Annotated in this window: 18 protein-coding genes; 13 read left to right on the top strand and 5 right to left on the bottom strand. The window is 66.6% G+C overall.

Annotated features, from left to right (window positions below):
• Positions 1-76: 76 nt before the first annotated feature.
• The 3 genes from rph to hemW are packed head-to-tail and all read left to right on the top strand — an operon-like array spanning position 77 to position 2,621.
• Positions 77-790 (top strand): ribonuclease PH, encoded by a 714-nt coding sequence (gene rph, locus RPPS3_RS01735; protein ID WP_011155897.1) that lies wholly within the window; start codon positions 77-79, stop codon positions 788-790.
• 51 nt (positions 791-841) lie between these two features.
• Positions 842-1,474, top strand: a complete 633-nt coding sequence (gene rdgB, locus RPPS3_RS01730) for an RdgB/HAM1 family non-canonical purine NTP pyrophosphatase (RefSeq protein ID WP_107342566.1) — start codon at positions 842-844, stop codon at positions 1,472-1,474.
• Positions 1,464-2,621: a radical SAM family heme chaperone HemW gene (gene hemW, locus RPPS3_RS01725; RefSeq protein ID WP_107342565.1), complete on the top strand. Its 1,158-nt coding sequence runs from the start codon at positions 1,464-1,466 to the stop codon at positions 2,619-2,621. The genes rdgB and hemW overlap by 11 nt, the downstream gene beginning before the upstream one ends.
• Before the next feature lie 4 nt (positions 2,622-2,625).
• Here hemW and RPPS3_RS01720 read toward each other — a convergent pair whose 3' ends face one another.
• A complete protein-coding gene (locus tag RPPS3_RS01720) occupies positions 2,626-2,955 on the bottom strand; it encodes a nuclear transport factor 2 family protein (RefSeq protein WP_107342564.1) in 330 nt (109 codons plus the stop codon).
• 70 nt (positions 2,956-3,025) lie between these two features.
• On the opposite strand from RPPS3_RS01720, the gene RPPS3_RS01715 reads away from it, so the two are divergent.
• A complete protein-coding gene (locus RPPS3_RS01715; RefSeq protein WP_107342563.1) occupies positions 3,026-3,388 on the top strand; it encodes a winged helix-turn-helix transcriptional regulator in 363 nt (120 codons plus the stop codon).
• A gap of 17 nt (positions 3,389-3,405) precedes the next feature.
• On the opposite strand, the gene RPPS3_RS01710 is transcribed toward RPPS3_RS01715, so the two are convergent.
• Positions 3,406-4,605 (bottom strand): penicillin-binding protein activator, encoded by a 1,200-nt coding sequence (locus RPPS3_RS01710; RefSeq protein ID WP_107342562.1) that lies wholly within the window; start codon positions 4,603-4,605, stop codon positions 3,406-3,408.
• A gap of 219 nt (positions 4,606-4,824) precedes the next feature.
• On the opposite strand from RPPS3_RS01710, the gene rsmI reads away from it, so the two are divergent.
• The 9 genes from rsmI to RPPS3_RS01665 all read left to right on the top strand — a co-directional run bounded on the left by rsmI (position 4,825) and on the right by RPPS3_RS01665 (position 13,870).
• Positions 4,825-5,781 (top strand): 16S rRNA (cytidine(1402)-2'-O)-methyltransferase, encoded by a 957-nt coding sequence (gene rsmI / locus RPPS3_RS01705; RefSeq protein ID WP_107342561.1) that lies wholly within the window; start codon positions 4,825-4,827, stop codon positions 5,779-5,781.
• The gene (locus RPPS3_RS01700; RefSeq protein ID WP_107342560.1) at positions 5,768-6,160 is read left to right on the top strand and encodes a YraN family protein; all 393 of its coding nucleotides are present in this window, start codon (positions 5,768-5,770) and stop codon (positions 6,158-6,160) included. Before rsmI ends, RPPS3_RS01700 begins: the two co-directional genes overlap by 14 nt.
• Positions 6,161-6,232: 72 nt before the next feature.
• Positions 6,233-7,174, top strand: coding sequence for a glutathione synthase (gene gshB, locus RPPS3_RS01695; RefSeq protein WP_107342559.1), 942 nt, complete (start codon positions 6,233-6,235; stop codon positions 7,172-7,174).
• A gap of 220 nt (positions 7,175-7,394) precedes the next feature.
• Positions 7,395-8,126: an HTH-type quorum sensing-dependent transcriptional regulator RpaR gene (gene rpaR, locus RPPS3_RS01690; RefSeq protein WP_107342558.1), complete on the top strand. Its 732-nt coding sequence runs from the start codon at positions 7,395-7,397 to the stop codon at positions 8,124-8,126.
• Between the two features lie 85 nt (positions 8,127-8,211).
• The gene (gene rpaI / locus RPPS3_RS01685; protein ID WP_107342557.1) at positions 8,212-8,868 is read left to right on the top strand and encodes a 4-coumaroyl-homoserine lactone synthase; all 657 of its coding nucleotides are present in this window, start codon (positions 8,212-8,214) and stop codon (positions 8,866-8,868) included.
• Positions 8,865-9,089 (top strand): hypothetical protein, encoded by a 225-nt coding sequence (locus tag RPPS3_RS01680; RefSeq protein WP_107342556.1) that lies wholly within the window; start codon positions 8,865-8,867, stop codon positions 9,087-9,089. The genes rpaI and RPPS3_RS01680 overlap by 4 nt, the downstream gene beginning before the upstream one ends.
• A gap of 100 nt (positions 9,090-9,189) precedes the next feature.
• On the top strand, positions 9,190-10,728 hold the full coding sequence (locus tag RPPS3_RS01675; RefSeq protein ID WP_107342555.1) for a YifB family Mg chelatase-like AAA ATPase: 1,539 nt from the start codon (positions 9,190-9,192) through the stop codon (positions 10,726-10,728).
• A gap of 126 nt (positions 10,729-10,854) precedes the next feature.
• On the top strand, positions 10,855-12,759 hold the full coding sequence (locus RPPS3_RS01670) for an ATP-binding protein (RefSeq protein ID WP_107342554.1): 1,905 nt from the start codon (positions 10,855-10,857) through the stop codon (positions 12,757-12,759).
• A 160-nt stretch (positions 12,760-12,919) separates the two neighbouring features.
• Complete coding sequence (locus RPPS3_RS01665) at positions 12,920-13,870, top strand: GNAT family N-acetyltransferase (protein ID WP_107346383.1); 951 nt, start codon at positions 12,920-12,922, stop codon at positions 13,868-13,870.
• A 144-nt stretch (positions 13,871-14,014) separates the two neighbouring features.
• Here the strand turns inward: RPPS3_RS01665 and coaA are convergent, their stop codons facing one another.
• The 3 genes from coaA to hisF all read right to left on the bottom strand — a co-directional run bounded on the left by coaA (position 14,015) and on the right by hisF (position 16,190).
• Entirely contained in the window at positions 14,015-14,971 is a 957-nt protein-coding gene (gene coaA / locus RPPS3_RS01660; protein WP_011155883.1) for a type I pantothenate kinase, read from the bottom strand.
• Between the two features lie 74 nt (positions 14,972-15,045).
• Positions 15,046-15,369 carry a phosphoribosyl-ATP diphosphatase gene (locus tag RPPS3_RS01655; protein ID WP_011155882.1) on the bottom strand — a complete coding sequence of 108 codons (324 nt, stop codon included), beginning with the start codon at positions 15,367-15,369 and terminating at the stop codon, positions 15,046-15,048.
• 53 nt (positions 15,370-15,422) lie between these two features.
• Complete coding sequence (hisF, locus tag RPPS3_RS01650) at positions 15,423-16,190, bottom strand: imidazole glycerol phosphate synthase subunit HisF (protein ID WP_011155881.1); 768 nt, start codon at positions 16,188-16,190, stop codon at positions 15,423-15,425.
• Between the last annotated feature and the right edge of the window lie 5 nt (positions 16,191-16,195).

Raw genomic sequence — 16,195 nt, 5'->3', positions numbered from 1 at the left:
CCCTTGCCGCTGCGGCTGCGGCCCCCTAAAAGCACCGCAACATTGTTCTTCCCCCTGCCATAGATGGAGGTCCCCCATGCGGCCGAGCCGCCGTGCGCCCGACGAATTGCGCGCCGTGTCGCTGGAACGCGGCGTCGTCAAATATGCCGAGGGCTCCTGCCTGGTGAAGTTCGGCGACACCCATGTGCTGGTGACCGCCACCCTGGAAGAGCGGCTGCCGCCGTGGCTGAAAGGCCAGGGCCGCGGCTGGGTGACGGCGGAATACGGTATGTTGCCGCGCGCCACCCTGGAGCGCACCCGCCGCGAAGCCTCGGCCGGCAAGCAGAATGGCCGCACCGTGGAGATTCAGCGCCTGATCGGCCGCTCGCTACGCACCATTGTCGATCTCGAGGCGCTCGGCGAGCGCCAGATCACGGTCGACTGCGACGTGCTGCAGGCCGACGGCGGCACCCGTACCGCTTCGATTACCGGCGCCTGGGTGGCGCTTGCGGACTGCCTGAACTGGATGAAGGCCCGCAACATGATCAAGGGCCAGGTGCTCCGCGACAACGTCGCGGCGATCTCCTGTGGCATCTACAACGGCACGCCGGTGCTGGACCTCGACTACGCCGAGGATTCCGAGGCCGAGACCGACGCCAACTTCGTGATGACCGGCGACGGCCGGCTGGTCGAAGTGCAGGGCACCGCGGAACGCACCCCGTTCTCGCAGGACGAGTTCCTGCAGCTGATGGCGCTGGCGCAAAAGGGCGTCGCCCGGCTGGTGGACCTGCAGAAAATGGCGGTTGGGTGAGTCATTCCTGCCACTTCTTTGCAACGCGAGCTGAGCTAGGCTGACATCGCCATGCATCGTCGAATCACCGGCAAGCTCGTGATCGCTACCCACAATCCCGGCAAGCTGGCCGAGATGCGCGAGCTCTTGGCGCCTTACGGCATCGAGGCGATCTCAGCCGGCGAGCTCGACCTCGCCGAGCCGGACGAGACCGGCGACAGCTTCCAGGCCAATGCCCGGATCAAGGCCGAAGCCGCCGCCAAGGCCGCGCAACTGCCGGCGTTTGCTGACGATTCCGGACTGGCAGTCGATGCGCTCGACGGCGCCCCGGGAATATATTCCGCACGCTGGGCCGGCGAGACGAAGGACTTCGGCGCTGCCATGGCGCGGATCGAGCGGCTGCTGCAGGAACGCGGCGCCACCGCGCCGGAGCGGCGCACCGCGCATTTCGTCTCGGCGCTGTGCGTCGCTTGGCCGGACGGGCATGTCGAAGAGGTCGAAGCCCGCGCCGACGGCACTTTGGTGTGGCCGCCGCGCGGCACCGCCGGCTTCGGCTATGATCCGGTGTTCCTGCCCGAGGGTCACAGCCGCACTTTCGGCGAGATGACCAGCATCGAAAAGCACGGCCTGCCGCCGCTCGGCCTCGGCCTGTCGCATCGCGCCAAGGCGTTCGTCAAACTGGCGGAGATCTGCCTTGCGGGCTAGCTCCGACCCAGCTTTCGGCGTCTACGTGCACTGGCCGTTCTGCCTGTCGAAGTGCCCGTATTGCGACTTCAACAGCCATGTCCGCCACGCCGCGATCGACGAGGAGCGGTTCGCCCGCGCGTTTGCGCGTGAGATCGCCACCACCGCAGAGCGGATCGGGCCGCGTCAGGTGAGCTCGATCTTTCTCGGCGGCGGCACGCCGTCCCTGATGCAGCCATCGACGGTGGCGGCGATCCTGGACGCGATCGCGCGGCACTGGCAGGTCGCGCCCGACGCCGAAGTGACGCTCGAAGCCAATCCGACCAGCGTCGAGGCGACGCGGTTTCGCGGCTATCGCGCCGCCGGCGTCAACCGCGTATCGCTCGGCGTGCAGGCGCTCGACGATGCCTCGCTGAAGGCGCTCGGCCGGCTGCATTCGGCCGAAGAAGCCTTGAATGCGGTGGCGATCGCCAAGTCGGCGTTCGACCGCTATTCGTTCGACCTGATCTATGCACGGCCCGGACAGACCGCGGCGATGTGGGAGGCCGAACTGCGCTACGCGATCGGCGAGGCCGCCGAGCATCTGTCGCTGTATCAACTCACCATCGAGCCCGACACGCCGTTCTATTCGCTGCACAAGGCCGGCAAACTACCGACGCCGGACGAGGCCGAAGCACGGGCGCTGTACGACGTCACTCAATCAGTTTGCGCCGAACTCGGTCTGCCCGCCTACGAGATTTCCAACCACGCCCGCCCGGGCGCAGAGTGCCGGCATAATCTGATCTACTGGCGCGGCCAGGAATATGCCGGGATCGGCCCCGGCGCCCACGGCCGGCTCGATATCGGCGCGGTGCGCTACGCCACCGCGACCGAGAAACGCCCCGAGAGCTGGCTGATGCGGGTGGAAGCCACCGGTCACGGGCTGATCGCCGACGAACGCCTCACCAGCGAAGAGCGCGCCGACGAATTCCTGCTGATGGGGCTGCGGCTCGCCGAAGGCATCGATCCGCAGCGCTATCAACTACTGTCCGGCCGCCCGCTCGATCCGTCCCGGATCGCGCTGCTGCGCGAAGAGGGCGCGATCGCGGTCGATGCCGACGGCCGCTTGCGCGTGACGCAAGAGGGCTTTCCGGTGCTCGACGCCGTGGTGGCCGATCTGGCGGCCTAGCGGACTATGCGCCGATCTCGAGCGATGTGATGCCGTCCTCGCCGAGACCGAACCGATAGGTCAGCCGCGCGGGACTGCCCGGAAAGTCCCCTGCGACGTGGGCCGTAACGATCGCGGTCTGTGCGGCCCGTTCGATCGTCAGTGGCTCCATCTGCATCTGATACTTGTCGAGTGCCGCGCGCTTCCAGGCCGCGATCGCTTCGCGCCCACGATGGATCTTGCCCTCGTCGCGGACCTCGGCATCGGCGGCGAAGGCCGCTGCAACATCCTGCACCGCCCGTGCATTGGAGGCGACGAAATAGGCTTCTATTGGTGCGGGAAGGGAAACCGTCATGGGGACCTCGCTCAACTCTCGAAAGCGCCGCAGGATTGCGACGTGACAGAGCTGGCAATAGGCTGCGGCCATGGCAAGAACGCACGAAAAGGTCGGTGACTTACCTCGAAGTAACCCAGCCCACACGCCGCTGACCGCCGCGCAGGGAATCGCGGCCGGCTTCCGGCTGCTCGAGGGGCGCTGGAAAATCCTGATCCTGTTTCATCTGTTCGGCGGCCGCGTCCTGCGGTTCTCCGAGCTGGAGCGCTCGATCCCCGACGTCTCGCAGAAGATGCTGGCCCAGCAACTCCGGCAACTGGAGGCCGACGGCATCGTGGCCCGAACGGTGTATCCGGAAGTGCCGCCGAGAGTGGAATACCACCTCACCGATTGGGGGCAGTCGCTTTGCCCCGCGCTCGACGCTCTGCTGGGCTGGGTAGAGCAGAAGCCCTGAGGCGCTGACGTTGGTTGTCAGGCGCCGAAGCTCTTCGGCGAACCGGCAACGGCCTGAGCACCGCCGCTGGCAACCTTCATCACCGCAAGGCCGCGCTCGTTCGTGCCATCGGCCCTAAACCTGAACAGCCCGTCGATGCCGGCAAAGCCGGACGGATTGGTCAGCGTTTCGGCCGAGAACCGCTGCGGGCCCTGGGTGCGGGCGAGCGCCGCCACCAGCGCGACACCGTCATAAGCGAGCGTCGCGGTGCGGACCGGGTCCTGGCCGTAGCGGGCGCGATAGCGGCCCGAAAACGCGCGGAAGCCGGACGGATCGGGAGCCGCAAACAGGCCACCTTGCAGGGCCTGGGTGGCGAACACCCGCGGATTGTCCCACAACCCGGTGCCGAGCAGCTGCACCCGCTTCAGATCCGCGCCGGCAGCCCCGAGCGCGTCGGCCACCGCGGCCAGCGCGTCGCCATCATCGGCGAGCAACAGCGCATCGGCACTGGCAAGAGAGGCCGCGATGGTTCGCGTCGGACCGGCACGGTCGGCGCCGTATTTTTCGAATGCAACGATGCGGCCGCCTTTCTGGCTGGTGATCTGCTTGAACGCAGCTTCGACCACCGCGCCGTAGGCGTTCTCGGGCAGCAGCGCCGCGTAAGACCGCTTACCGATGCTGCCGGCATAGCCGATGATGCGGTTGACGTCGGACTCCGGCAGGAAGCTGAGCAGAAACACGCCGCGACCGGCGACGCTGGAGTCGGTCGAGAACGCGATCACCGATACGCCGCGGGCGCGGGCCGCCTGCGCCGCCGCCGGCACCGATTGGGCGAACAGCGGCCCGAGAATGATTTCGGCTCCTTCGTCCAGCGCCTGCTGGGTCGCGGTCTGCGCACCCGTCGGATTGCCGGCGTCGTCCTTGATCAGGAGCTGAACGTCCGGATTGCGGAATTCGGCGAGCGCCATTTCGGCGGCGTTCTTCATCGACTGTGCGGCGAGCCCGGCGTTGCCCGGCGCCGACAGCGGCAGCACCAGCCCGACCTTGACCCGGCCGTTGCCGACCGCAGCCGGCTGCTGCGCCGGCCCAGCGGCAGGCTGTTGCTGGCCGAACTGATCGCTCAGGCTTTGCTGGACGCCCGAGCAGGCGCTCAGCAGCGGCGCTCCGAGGAGCAGGCCCAGCGCGGTGCGGCGGGTGGTTCGCAACGGTTTCGTGTGTGGATCGTGCAAGCTTGCCATGCCATCTCTTGCAGCGGTCCGGCGGGGCTGCCGGATCCCGTGTCGTCCTCCGTACGATCGGCCTTTCGGCCTTTGACGGAAGATTTCATCACAATGTCGGCCAATGATTAACCGGGCCAAAAGGTTTATGCTCATTACGAGCGCCGGACAAATCACCGTGCCGTCGTTTTCAACCTTTCCTCTGCCATCCTGCCGTCCAGGCCGATCAAGTTAGTGGCGATGCGCGTCAAACCAGAAATTTCAGCACCGCCGTCCGCAGCGGCGGAACCGGAAGCACGAACGTTTCTGGTCGCCGGCCAACGTCTGGTCGCCCCGCGCATCGCACCGGGACTGCATCTGGTCGCCACCCCGATCGGCCACCTCGGCGACATCACGCTACGTGCGCTGGAGACGCTTGCCGGCGCCGATCTGATCGCGTGCGAAGATACACGAATTACCCACCGCTTGCTCGAACGATATGGCATCTCGGCGCGGCTGAAGCCGTACCACGAGCACAATGCCGCGCAGGCGCGGCCGAAGCTTTTGGAGATGCTGGCGCAGGGCCAGTCGGTCGCGCTGGTCTCCGATGCCGGTACGCCGCTGATTTCCGATCCCGGCTACAAGCTGGTGCGCGAGGTGTACGCTGCCGGACATCAAGTGATCGGACTACCCGGCGCGTCAGCCGTGCTCGTTGCATTGTCGCTCGCCGGCCTGCCGACCGATCGCTTTTTCTTCGACGGCTTTCTGCCTTCCAAACAGGGAGCCCGCCGCACGCGGCTCGGTGAGCTAGCGTCGATCGACGCGACGCTGGTGCTGTTCGAGGCCGGCAGCCGGATTCAGAACTCGGTGCATGATTTTGCCGACCTGCTCGGTGCGACGCGTGAGGCGGCGATCTGCCGCGAACTCACCAAGCTGCATCAGGAGGTGCGGCGCGCCACCCTCGGCGAACTCGCTGCCCAGGCCGACACGATGGAGACGCGCGGCGAATTCGTCGTGGTGATCGGACCACCCGATCCCGCCTCGCGGGTGATGAGCGAGGACGACCTCGACCGCTGGCTGAGCGAAGCCCTGACCCACCACAGCGTCAAGGACGCGGTCGCGCAGGCGGTCGAACTCTCCGGCCGGCACAAGCGCGAGATCTACGCGCGCGCATTGGAGCTGTCGCGGCAGCGCGAGGCCGACGATGGCGAAGACTGATCGTTCGCAACCATCCGTGCTGGCGCGCATCGCCGCGTTTCGCACCGGCCTGTCGGCTGAAGCCAGCGCGGCGGATTATCTCGAACGACAAGGCTACCGCATCCTGGCGCGACGCTTCAAAACCCGCTGCGGCGAGATCGATCTGGTGGCGCAGCGCGACGCGCTGGTGGCGTTCGTTGAAGTGAAGGCACGCGGCAATGTCGACGATGCCGCCTACGCGGTGACGCTGCGGCAGCAGAGCCGCATCGTTGCGGCCGCCGAAGCATGGTTGAGCCGGCATCCCGAACACGCGATGAGCGAGCTGCGCTTCGACGCCATCCTGATTGCTCCCAACACAGCGCCTCGGCATCTGCCGGGCGCATTCGACGCCACGCCATGAGCCCGGCTGCTTGACCAAGCCGCCGCCACCCCGCATCGTCACCGCCGCTCTGCCAACCTCGGAACACACGATATGACATTGAAGGTCGCCGTCCAGATGGACCCCATCGCGCGGATCAACATTCGCGGCGATTCGACGTTCGCGCTGCTGCTCGAAGCGCAGGCTCGCGGCCACGCGATCTCGTACTTCACGCCCGACAAGCTGTCGCTACGCGGCAACGACGTCGTCGCCTCGGTGCAGAGCCTGAAAGTGCGCGATCAGGAAGGCGATCACTTCACCCTGGGTGAACCGACCCGCGTCGATATGCGTAGTTACGACGTGGTGCTGCTGCGGCAGGATCCGCCGTTCGATCTCGCTTACATCACCTCGACGCATCTGCTCGAGCGGATTCATCCGGCGACGCTGGTGGTCAACAATCCGGCCAGCGTGCGCAACGCGCCGGAGAAATTGTTCGTGATGGATTTTGCCGAGCTGATGCCGCCGACGCTGATCAGCCGCGACAAGGACGAGATCAACGCGTTCCGGGCCGAGCACGGCGCGGTGGTGATGAAGCCGCTGCACGGCCATGGCGGCGCGGCGGTGTTTCGGGTGCTGCCGCAGGACATCAATTTCGGCTCGCTCTACGACATGTTCGCGGTCACGTTCCGCGAGCCGTGGGTGATCCAGCGCTTCCTTCCCGAGGTGAAGCACGGCGACAAGCGCATCATCCTGGTCGACGGCGAATTCGCCGGCGCGGTCAACCGCGTGCCGGCCGAAGACGATCTGCGCTCCAACATGGTCCGCGGCGGCGCCGCGGCCGCGACCGAATTGTCGCCGCGCGAGCGCGAGATCTGCGCGACACTCGGGCCGAAGCTGCGGGAGCGTGGGCTGTTGTTCGTCGGTATCGACGTAATCGACGGCTATCTGACCGAGATCAACGTGACCTCGCCGACCGGTATCCGTGCGGTGGCACGGCTCGGCGGGCCGGACATCGCGGCGAAGATCTGGGACGTGATCGAGGCCAAGCGCGCCTGATCTGCTGCCATCGAGAGCGGCTGAGGCAACGTCGCCCTTGCCAGTCGGCAAAGGTGGCCGCACAACTACGAGGATCGTCCACTATGCGGACATCCTCGGGGGGCTGCCGGGACGTGGACGCATGGTGAAAGCGGCAGCGGTAAGCTAATGATGTTAGGTTGGACGGCGGCTGGCACATGGCCCCGCTGTTCCTGGTAATGGGATCAGAGGTAGCGACGGTATGATCGTCGGCGAAGACCAGCATTGGGGACGGCGGGCGCTGGAATTCGTCGATTCCGTCGAGCGGCTCGAAGCGCCCGCGCTGATCAGCCGGTTTGAATCGCTGATCGCGAGCTGCGGTTTTACCGCCTACATCATGGCCGGCCTGCCGTCGCGAAACGCCGGGCTACCCGAACTGACGCTGGCGAACGGCTGGCCGCGCGACTGGTTCGATCTCTATGTCAGCGAGAACTTCAGCGCGGTCGATCCGGTGCCGCGCCATGGCGCCACCACGGTTCATCCTTTCGTATGGTCCGAGGCGCCTTACGATCGCGACCGCGATCCGGCCGCCCACCGGGTCATGACCCGCGCGGCGGACTTCGGACTGGTCGAGGGTTATTGCATCCCGCTGCACTACGACGACGGCAGCGCGGCGATCAGCATGGCCGGTCGGGAGCCCGACCTCAGTCCGGCGGCCCGCGGCGCGATGCAGCTGGTCAGCATCTACGCACATAGTCGGCTGCGCGCACTCAGCCGGCCCAAGCCGATCCGCCGCAACCGGCTCACGCCGCGCGAGTGCGAGATCCTGCAGTGGGCGGCCCAGGGCAAGACCGCCTGGGAAATCTCGGTGATCCTCTGCATCACCGAGCGCACGGTGAAATTTCATCTGATCGAGGCGGCCCGCAAGCTCGATGCCGCCAACCGCACCGCGGCCGTCGCCAAGGCATTAACACTCGGCCTGATCCGTTTGTGACCTGTCCGATCGGACAGTAGTTCGGTTCCCGTTCGCACCTGCACTGTTCCCGCCTGCAGACCCACTGCAGGAGGGGAATTGCATCATGCAGGTTCATGTCATCCGTCGGGAGAACCGCGCGCTCTATGCCGGTCTGCTCGACAAGTACTTCCGCATCCGTCACCAGATCTACGTCGTCGAGCGCGGCTGGAAAGAGCTCGATCGGCCGGACGGCCGTGAGATCGATCAGTTCGACACCGAAGACGCCGTGTATCTGCTCGGCGTCGACAATGACGACATCGTCGCCGGCATGCGGATGGTGCCGACCACGTCACCGACGCTGCTCAGCGATGTCTTCCCGCAGCTCGCATTGGCCGGCCCGGTCCGGCGGCCGGATGCCTATGAGCTGTCGCGGATTTTCGTGGTGCCGCGCAAGCGTGGCGAGCATGGCGGCCCGCGCGCCGAAGCCGTGATCCAGGCGGCCGCGATGGAATACGGCCTGTCGATCGGCCTGTCGGCCTTCACCATCGTGCTGGAGACCTGGTGGCTGCCGCGGCTGGTGGACCAGGGCTGGAAGGCCAAGCCGCTCGGCCTGCCTCAGGACATCAACGGCTTTTCGACCACCGCGGTGATCGTCGACGTCGATGACGACGCCTGGGTCGGAATCTGCAATCGCCGCGCGGTGCCCGGCCCGACGCTGGAATGGCGCGGGCTCGAAGCCATCCGTCGTCATTCGCTTCCGGAATTCCAGGTGATTTCATGAACGCCCCTTCCAAACCGCGCGGCGCCCGGCCGATCACGCTGAACCCACCGCTGAAGCAGCACGCGGTCTGCATCGACGCGCTGGCCTCGACCATCAACCGCGCCATCGAGCAGGCCGAAGAGCTCGGCATCTCGTCGGCGGTCCAACTGCTGATGATGGCCCGGCTCGAGGTCGACCTGACCGAGATCGCGCTCGAAAGCCGCACCAAGAACAGCGCCTGACACGGCACCGGCGGGGGAAGGCCCCGCCGGTTTGTTCCCTCAATGTTCTTGCGCAGCGACTGCGCCGCGGTTAGCCTCGTTGCTCTGCGGAGAGGGCGTTATGGTCCAGCACGTATCCACCGTGGCGTTCGAAGGCATCGAGGCGCGCAGCGTCGATGTCCAAGTGCAGGTGTCGCCTGGACTCCCGGCCTTCGCCATGGTCGGGCTGGCCGACAAGGCGGTGTCGGAAGCGCGCGAGCGGGTGCGGTCGGCGCTGATCGCCTCGGGCCTGGCGCTGCCGGCGCGGCGGATCACCGTCAATCTCGCTCCCGCCGATCTGCCCAAGGAAGGCAGCCATTACGACCTGCCGATCGCGCTCGGCTTGATGGCGGCGATCGGCGCCATCCCGGCCGACGCGCTCGAAGGCTTCACCGTCCTCGGCGAACTCGGGCTCGACGGCTCGATCGCACCGGTGGCGGGCGTCTTGCCGGCGGCGATCGCCGCCAATGCGCGCGAGCACGGCCTGATCTGCCCGGCGGCTTGCGGCTCGGAGGCGGCCTGGGCGAGCCCCGACATCCAGATCATCGCGGCGAGCTCACTGATCCAGATCGCTAATCACTTCAAGGGCTCGCAACTGCTCGGGCAACCGCAGCCGCGGGTCCGGGAAGCCGAAGCCTCAATGCTCGACCTGCGCGACATCAAGGGCCAGGAGAGCGCCAAGCGCGCGCTCGAAATCGCCGCGGCCGGTGGGCATCATTTGCTGATGATCGGGGCACCAGGCGCCGGCAAGTCGATGCTGGCAGCGCGGCTGCCGTCGATCCTGCCTCCGCTGTCACCGGCCGAGCTGTTGGAAGTCTCGATGATCGCCTCGGTCGCCGGCGAGATCCGCGATGGCGCGCTGACGGCCCGGCGGCCGTTTCGTGCGCCGCATCACTCCGCCAGCATGGCGGCGCTGACCGGCGGCGGCATCAAGGCGCGACCGGGCGAAATCTCACTGGCGCACCAGGGCGTCCTGTTTCTCGACGAGCTGCCGGAGTTCGATCCGCGGGTACTGGATTCGCTGCGGGCGCCGCTCGAAACCGGCGAAGTCGCCGTCTCGCGCGCCAACCACCGCGTCACCTATCCGGCGCGGGTGATGCTGGTGGCGGCGATGAATCCATGCCGCTGCGGCCACGCCTTCGAACCGGGCTTTGCGTGCAAGCGTGGCCGGATCGATCGTTGCACCTCGGACTATCAATCGCGCATCTCCGGTCCTTTGATGGACCGCATCGATCTGCGGATCGAAGTGCCGGCGGTAAGCGCCGCCGACCTGATCCTGCCGCCGCCGGCCGAAGGCTCGGCCGAAGTCGCAGCGCGTGTCGCTGCGGCGCGCGACGTGCAGCGGACACGCTACGCATCGATCGGGCTGCCGCAGATCCGCACCAATGCGGAAGCCCCCGCCGCGGTTCTGGAGACGACCGCACAGCCGGATTCGGCCGGGCTGAAGTTGCTGCACGACGCCGCCGAAACCATGCGGCTGTCGGCGCGCGGTTATCACCGCGTGCTGCGGGTCGCCCGCACGCTGGCCGATCTCGATGGTTGCGACCGCATCGGCCGCGTCCATCTGGCCGAAGCGCTGTCGTATCGCGCGCTGGCCGACGATCAGCGTCGCGCGGCCTAAGCGCGGTTAACGCTCCATCAACCTTGTTAGGAGCGCCAACTCGATTCTGTGCAACTTTCAACCTGATGGCAGCACCCCAAGCGCATGTTTCCGCGTTGCCGGACCACGGCAAATGTTGGAGCGGCGATGACGGGGAAGCTGCGGATCAGGTCGAGGCTGCGCTTATGGACGCGCCGGCATCCGCGCATCGCGATGGCGGGCCGCGCCGTCACAGCGTTTTCCGCCGGTTTCGGCGGCGCCTATGGATTACTCTTCAGCAGCCGTCCGGAGATCTCCGGCTACGATCCGCATACGTTTGCGATCGGCACCAGCTTCCTGTTCGCGCTGGCCTGCCTGGCGCTGGCGATCCAGACGATGCGGCTGCGGCGGATGCGCAGCCGCCTGCGACTGCTCACCGATTTACGTGACACAACCAAAGCAAGGTCGCCAGAGCACGGCGGCCGGAATGCGGTGATTGAGCCTCGCGACAGCGCCGAGGCGGAGAGCCGCGCAAAGTCGCGGCTGCTGGCGATGGCGTCGCACGAAATTCGCACGCCGCTGAACGGCATCATCGGCATGAGCCGGCTGTTGCTGGATACGCCGCTCAGCCCCGAACAGACAACTTACGCCAAGGCCGTGAAGACCTCCGGCGAGGCGCTGCTGGCCCTGACCGACGAACTCCTCGACTACGCGCGGGTCGAGGCTGGCAAAATCGAACTCGATTCCGATCCGTTTGTGTTAGGCAGCCTGATCGAAGATGTTGCCGAACTCCTCGCGCCGCGGGCACAGGCGCGTGGGCTCGAGATCGCCGCCGATGTCGACGAACGGCTGCCGGCGCGGCTGATCGGCGATGCGGCCCGGCTGCGGCAGGTGCTACTCAATCTGTGCGGCAACGCCATTAAGTTCACCGAATCCGGCGGGGTGGCGCTGATCGCCGAGCCGGGCGATGCCGGCGAATGGCGCGTGATCGTGCGCGACACCGGGATCGGGATCGCGCCGGAGGCCCAGGCGCGGATTTTCCGCGAGTTCGAGCAGGCGGACGCCGGCATCGCCCGCAATTTCGGCGGTACCGGTCTCGGCCTCAGCATCAGCGACCGCATCGTTGCGGCGATGGGCGGCCGCATCACGCTCGACAGTCAGCCGGGGCAGGGCTCGACCTTCACCATCACGCTGCCGCTGACCGCCGCCGAAGACGATCCCGCCGCGACCTTCGCGCCGCCGGATCTGCAGGACAGCTCGGTGATGATCGTCTCGCCGCATGGGGTCGAAGCGTCGCTGGCCGCGCGGCGGCTGGGCCGCTGGGGCGCCGAGACCTGCCTATGCGATGATATCGCGGCCGCAATGACCCGATTGCCGGAGCGCGACTGGCACGCGGTGCTGATCGATCATGCGTTCGGGCCGGACGCGATCGAGACCCTGGCGCACGAAGCTCAGTCGCACGCGACCCATCGCCTGGTGATGCTGACGCCGGCAGCACGGCACGAGCTGCTACCGAACCTTCCGGCCGCATTCACCGGCTATCTGGTCAAGCCGCTACGCGCCGCCACGCTGGCCGCACGGCTCGGCGCACCGGTCGAGGTCGCGGCGCCGAGTATTGCAGACGGCGAACCGCCGACGCTTCAAGACACGCCTCCAGTAGTCACGCGTGAGTCGCTCGCCATCCTGGTCGCCGAAGACAACGACATCAACGCGCTGCTGATCCGCGCGCTGCTGCACCGGCTCGGCCACCGCGCCGAGATTGTCGGTGACGGCCGCGGTGCCGTCGAGGCGTGGGGCGCTGCTGACAAGACCGGTACACCATTCGATCTGGTGCTGATGGACGTGCAGATGCCGATCCTCGATGGGCTGGAAGCGGCCCGTCAGATTAGGACGCTGGAAGCCGAACGCGCAAGGCAGCGGGTGCCGATCCTGGCGCTAACGGCCAACACGCTGGCGGAAGATCGCGAAGCCTGCTTGGCGGCCGGGATGGATGGCTTCCTGATCAAGCCGGTCGACCCCGACAAGCTCGCCGACATCCTGGCGAACGTATCAGCCGCGCACCAAACCGCCTGACGCGGCAAGTAAATACCGAACGCCGCTGCTAACAACAAAGTCAGTGGCGATGTCATCGTTCGGCAATCATCGCGTCACATCGCTGTTGAACGGTCATGATTGTTGGTGCGATCAGGCCGCGGCGATTCCGTTACGGGACGGGTGCGGTCGCGAGGACGCCATGCACACCGACCATCTCGCCCGTTCGAAGAAATTCATTAAACTGCTGCGCCCGGAGACTGCCGGCGCCGCCGCGCAAACCGCAATTACTTGGTTCAAGCCCGCGCTCAAGCTGGCCGAGACCGGCAAGCCGATCGGCCCGTCGCCGGCGACGCTCGGCCGCCTCGGGCCGCTCGAAGTTCGGCTCGCGCAGACCAAGCAGGACGTCAAGCGCGCCCAGAAGCTGCGCTACCGGGTGTTCTACAAGGACGGCACCGCGATCGCCGACGCGCCGACGATGCTGGCCCGGCGTGACAAGGACGCGTTCGATCCGATCTGTGATCACCTCTTGGTGGTCGATCACGCCGCCAAGCCGTCGCTGAGTGGCAAGCAGCCGGTGGTCGGCACCTATCGGCTGCTTCGTCAGGACGTCGCCAATCGCAATGGCGGTTTCTACACCGAGAGCGAATTCGATATCGGCGGACTGATCACCCGGCACCCGGAACTGCGCTTTCTCGAACTCGGCCGCTCCTGCGTGCTGCCGCCGTATCGTAACAAGCGCACCGTCGAGCTGCTGTGGCACGGCATCTGGACCTACGTCCGCCAGCACGGCGTCGACGTGATGCTCGGCTGCGCCAGCTTCGACGGCACCGATCCGGATCGCCTGGCACTGCCGCTGTCGTTCCTGCATCACTACGCGCCGGCGCCGGAAGCTTGGCGCGCCCGCGCGCATCCGTCGCGCTATGTCGAGATGAACCGGCTGCCCAAAGACGCGATCGACCAGAAGGCCGCGCTGCGCGAGCTGCCGCCGCTGATCAAAGGCTATCTGCGGCTCGGCGCCACGATCGGCGAGGGTGCGGTGATCGACTATCAGTTCGGCACCACCGACGTGCTGATCATCCTGCCGGTCTCGGCGATCAGCGCCCGCTACATTGAGCATTTTGGCGCCGATGCTTCACGGCACGCTGCGTAGCAGGGTGCATCCACCCGACACGTCCGTCATTGCCGGGCTTGACCCGGCAATCCATCGTCTTCGAGAAAGCACATCGTCACGCGCGCTTGCGCGCGATGGATCCGCGGGTCAAGCCCGCGGATGACGCTGAGTAACCGGCGAGGACTACAACCTTCGCAGCGCCACCGAGTCCACCACATGATCGGCGCCCTTCTTCAGGATCAGCGTCGCGCGCGGGCGGGTCGGCAGGATGTTGTCTTCGAGGTTGGCCAAGTTGGTGCGTTCCCAGATCGCGATCGCAGTCGCGGTCGCCTCTTCGTCGGACAACACCGCGTAGCGATGGAAGTACGACCGCGGATCGTGGAACGCGGTGTCGCGCAGCGCCAGGAAGCGCCGGACGTACCAGTCGCGCAGCACCGGCTCGTCGGCGTCGAGATACACCGAGAAATCGAAGAAGTCGGACACCACCGGCACCGCCTTGCCGTCGCGCGGCAGCCGGCCGGTTTGCAGCACGTTGACACCTTCGACGATCAGGATGTCGGGGCGGTCGATCACCGTGAACTTATTCGGCACGATGTCGTAGGTGAGGTGCGAGTAGATCGGCGCTTTGACCTTGCGGCGGCCGGACTTGATGTCGGACAGAAAGCCGAGCAGCGCCGGCAGGTCGTAGCTTTCCGGAAAGCCCTTCTTCTGCATCAGCCCGGCGCGCTCCAGCACGGCGTTGGGATGCAGGAAGCCGTCGGTGGTGACGAGATCGACGGTCGGGCGCGGCGACCAGCGCGCCAGCAGCGCCTGCAGCACGCGCGCGGTGGTCGACTTGCCGACCGCCACCGAGCCGGCGACGCCGATGATGAACGGCATCTTGCGCTCGACCACGCCGAGGAAGCGGCGCTGCGCGTAGTACAGCTGCTGCATCGCCGCGACATGGATCGACAACAGCCGCGACATCGGCAGATAGATTTCTTCGACCTCGCTGAGATCGAGCCGGTCGTGCATCGAGCGGAGCGCCGCGACCTCGGCGGCATCGAGCGTCATCGGCGTGTCTTCACGCATGCTCGCCCATTCCGCCCGCGAGAACACCCGGTACGGGTTGTAGTGGTGCAGATCCGACCTTGCGTCCATCTCGCGGGCCCTTCGCCTTGGTTTTGAGTGGCGGGATTTATTGTTATTGCGGCCGCCCGGTGCGGCCGATGCCGTCAGTCGCGCTTGCGCGACGCCTTTTCCTCCAAGCCCGACATCGAGGTGCGCTGCGCCAGCGCGGCCTCGACTTCCTCGAGCTTCACGCCGCGCGACTTCAGCAGCACCAGCATGTGAAACAGCACGTCGGCAGTCTCGGAGATCAGATGGCCACGATCGTTCTCGACCGCGGCGATCACCATCTCGACCGCCTCTTCGCCGAATTTCTTGGCGCAGTGCTCGGGGCCCTTGTCGAGCAGCTTCTTGGTATAGGAGCTCTCGCCGCCGGACGCCGCGCGGGCATCGACCGTCGCGGCGAGATCATGAAGGGTGAAACGGGCCATACGCTAACTCTGCCGGTTCTTGGTGCGAGAGTACCGCCCCTCGCCGCGTTACGCTAGGGATCGAGCCGCATCGGCAGCCCGGCCTGGACCATATGATCCTTGGCCTGACGAATAGTGTACTCACCGAAATGGAAGATCGAGGCCGCCAGCACCGCGGTGGCGTGGCCTTCGCGGATGCCGTCGACCAGGTGGTCGAGATTGCCGACGCCGCCCGAGGCGATCACCGGGACACCGACGCTGTCGGCGATCGCCCGGGTCAGCGGAATGTCGAAGCCCGACTTCGTGCCGTCGCGGTCCATCGAGGTCAGCAGGATCTCGCCGGCGCCGAGCGACACCACTTCCTGGGCGAATTCGATCGCGTCGATGCCGGTGCCCTTGCGGCCGCCATGGGTGAAGATCTCCCAGCGGTCGCGGCCCGGCACCCGCTTGGCGTCGATCGCCACCACGATGCACTGATCGCCGAACTTCTCGGCGGCTTCCTTGACGAATTCGCGCCGCGCCACCGCGGCGGAGTTGATCGAGACCTTGTCGGCGCCACTGCGCAGCAGCGTCTTGATGTCGTCGACGGTGCGGACGCCGCCGCCGACCGTCACCGGCATGAAGCAGGCTTCCGCCGTCCGCCGCACCACGTCCAGCATGATGCCGCGGTTCTCATGGGTGGCGGTGATGTCGAGAAAGCAGAGTTCGTCCGCGCCGGCAGCGTCATAGGCGATCGCCGCCTCGACCGGATCTCCGGCATCGCGCAGGTCGACGAAATTGACGCCTTTGACGACTCGGCCGTCCTTGACGTCGAGGCAGGGAATGACGCGGACCTTGAACATCGCCG

The sequence above is a fragment of the Rhodopseudomonas palustris genome (genome assembly GCF_003031265.1).
Taxonomy (GTDB): Bacteria; Pseudomonadota; Alphaproteobacteria; order Rhizobiales; family Xanthobacteraceae; genus Rhodopseudomonas; species Rhodopseudomonas palustris_H.
Note: the sequence above shows the minus strand (reverse complement) of the source record. Positions and strands in the feature narration are given on the sequence as shown.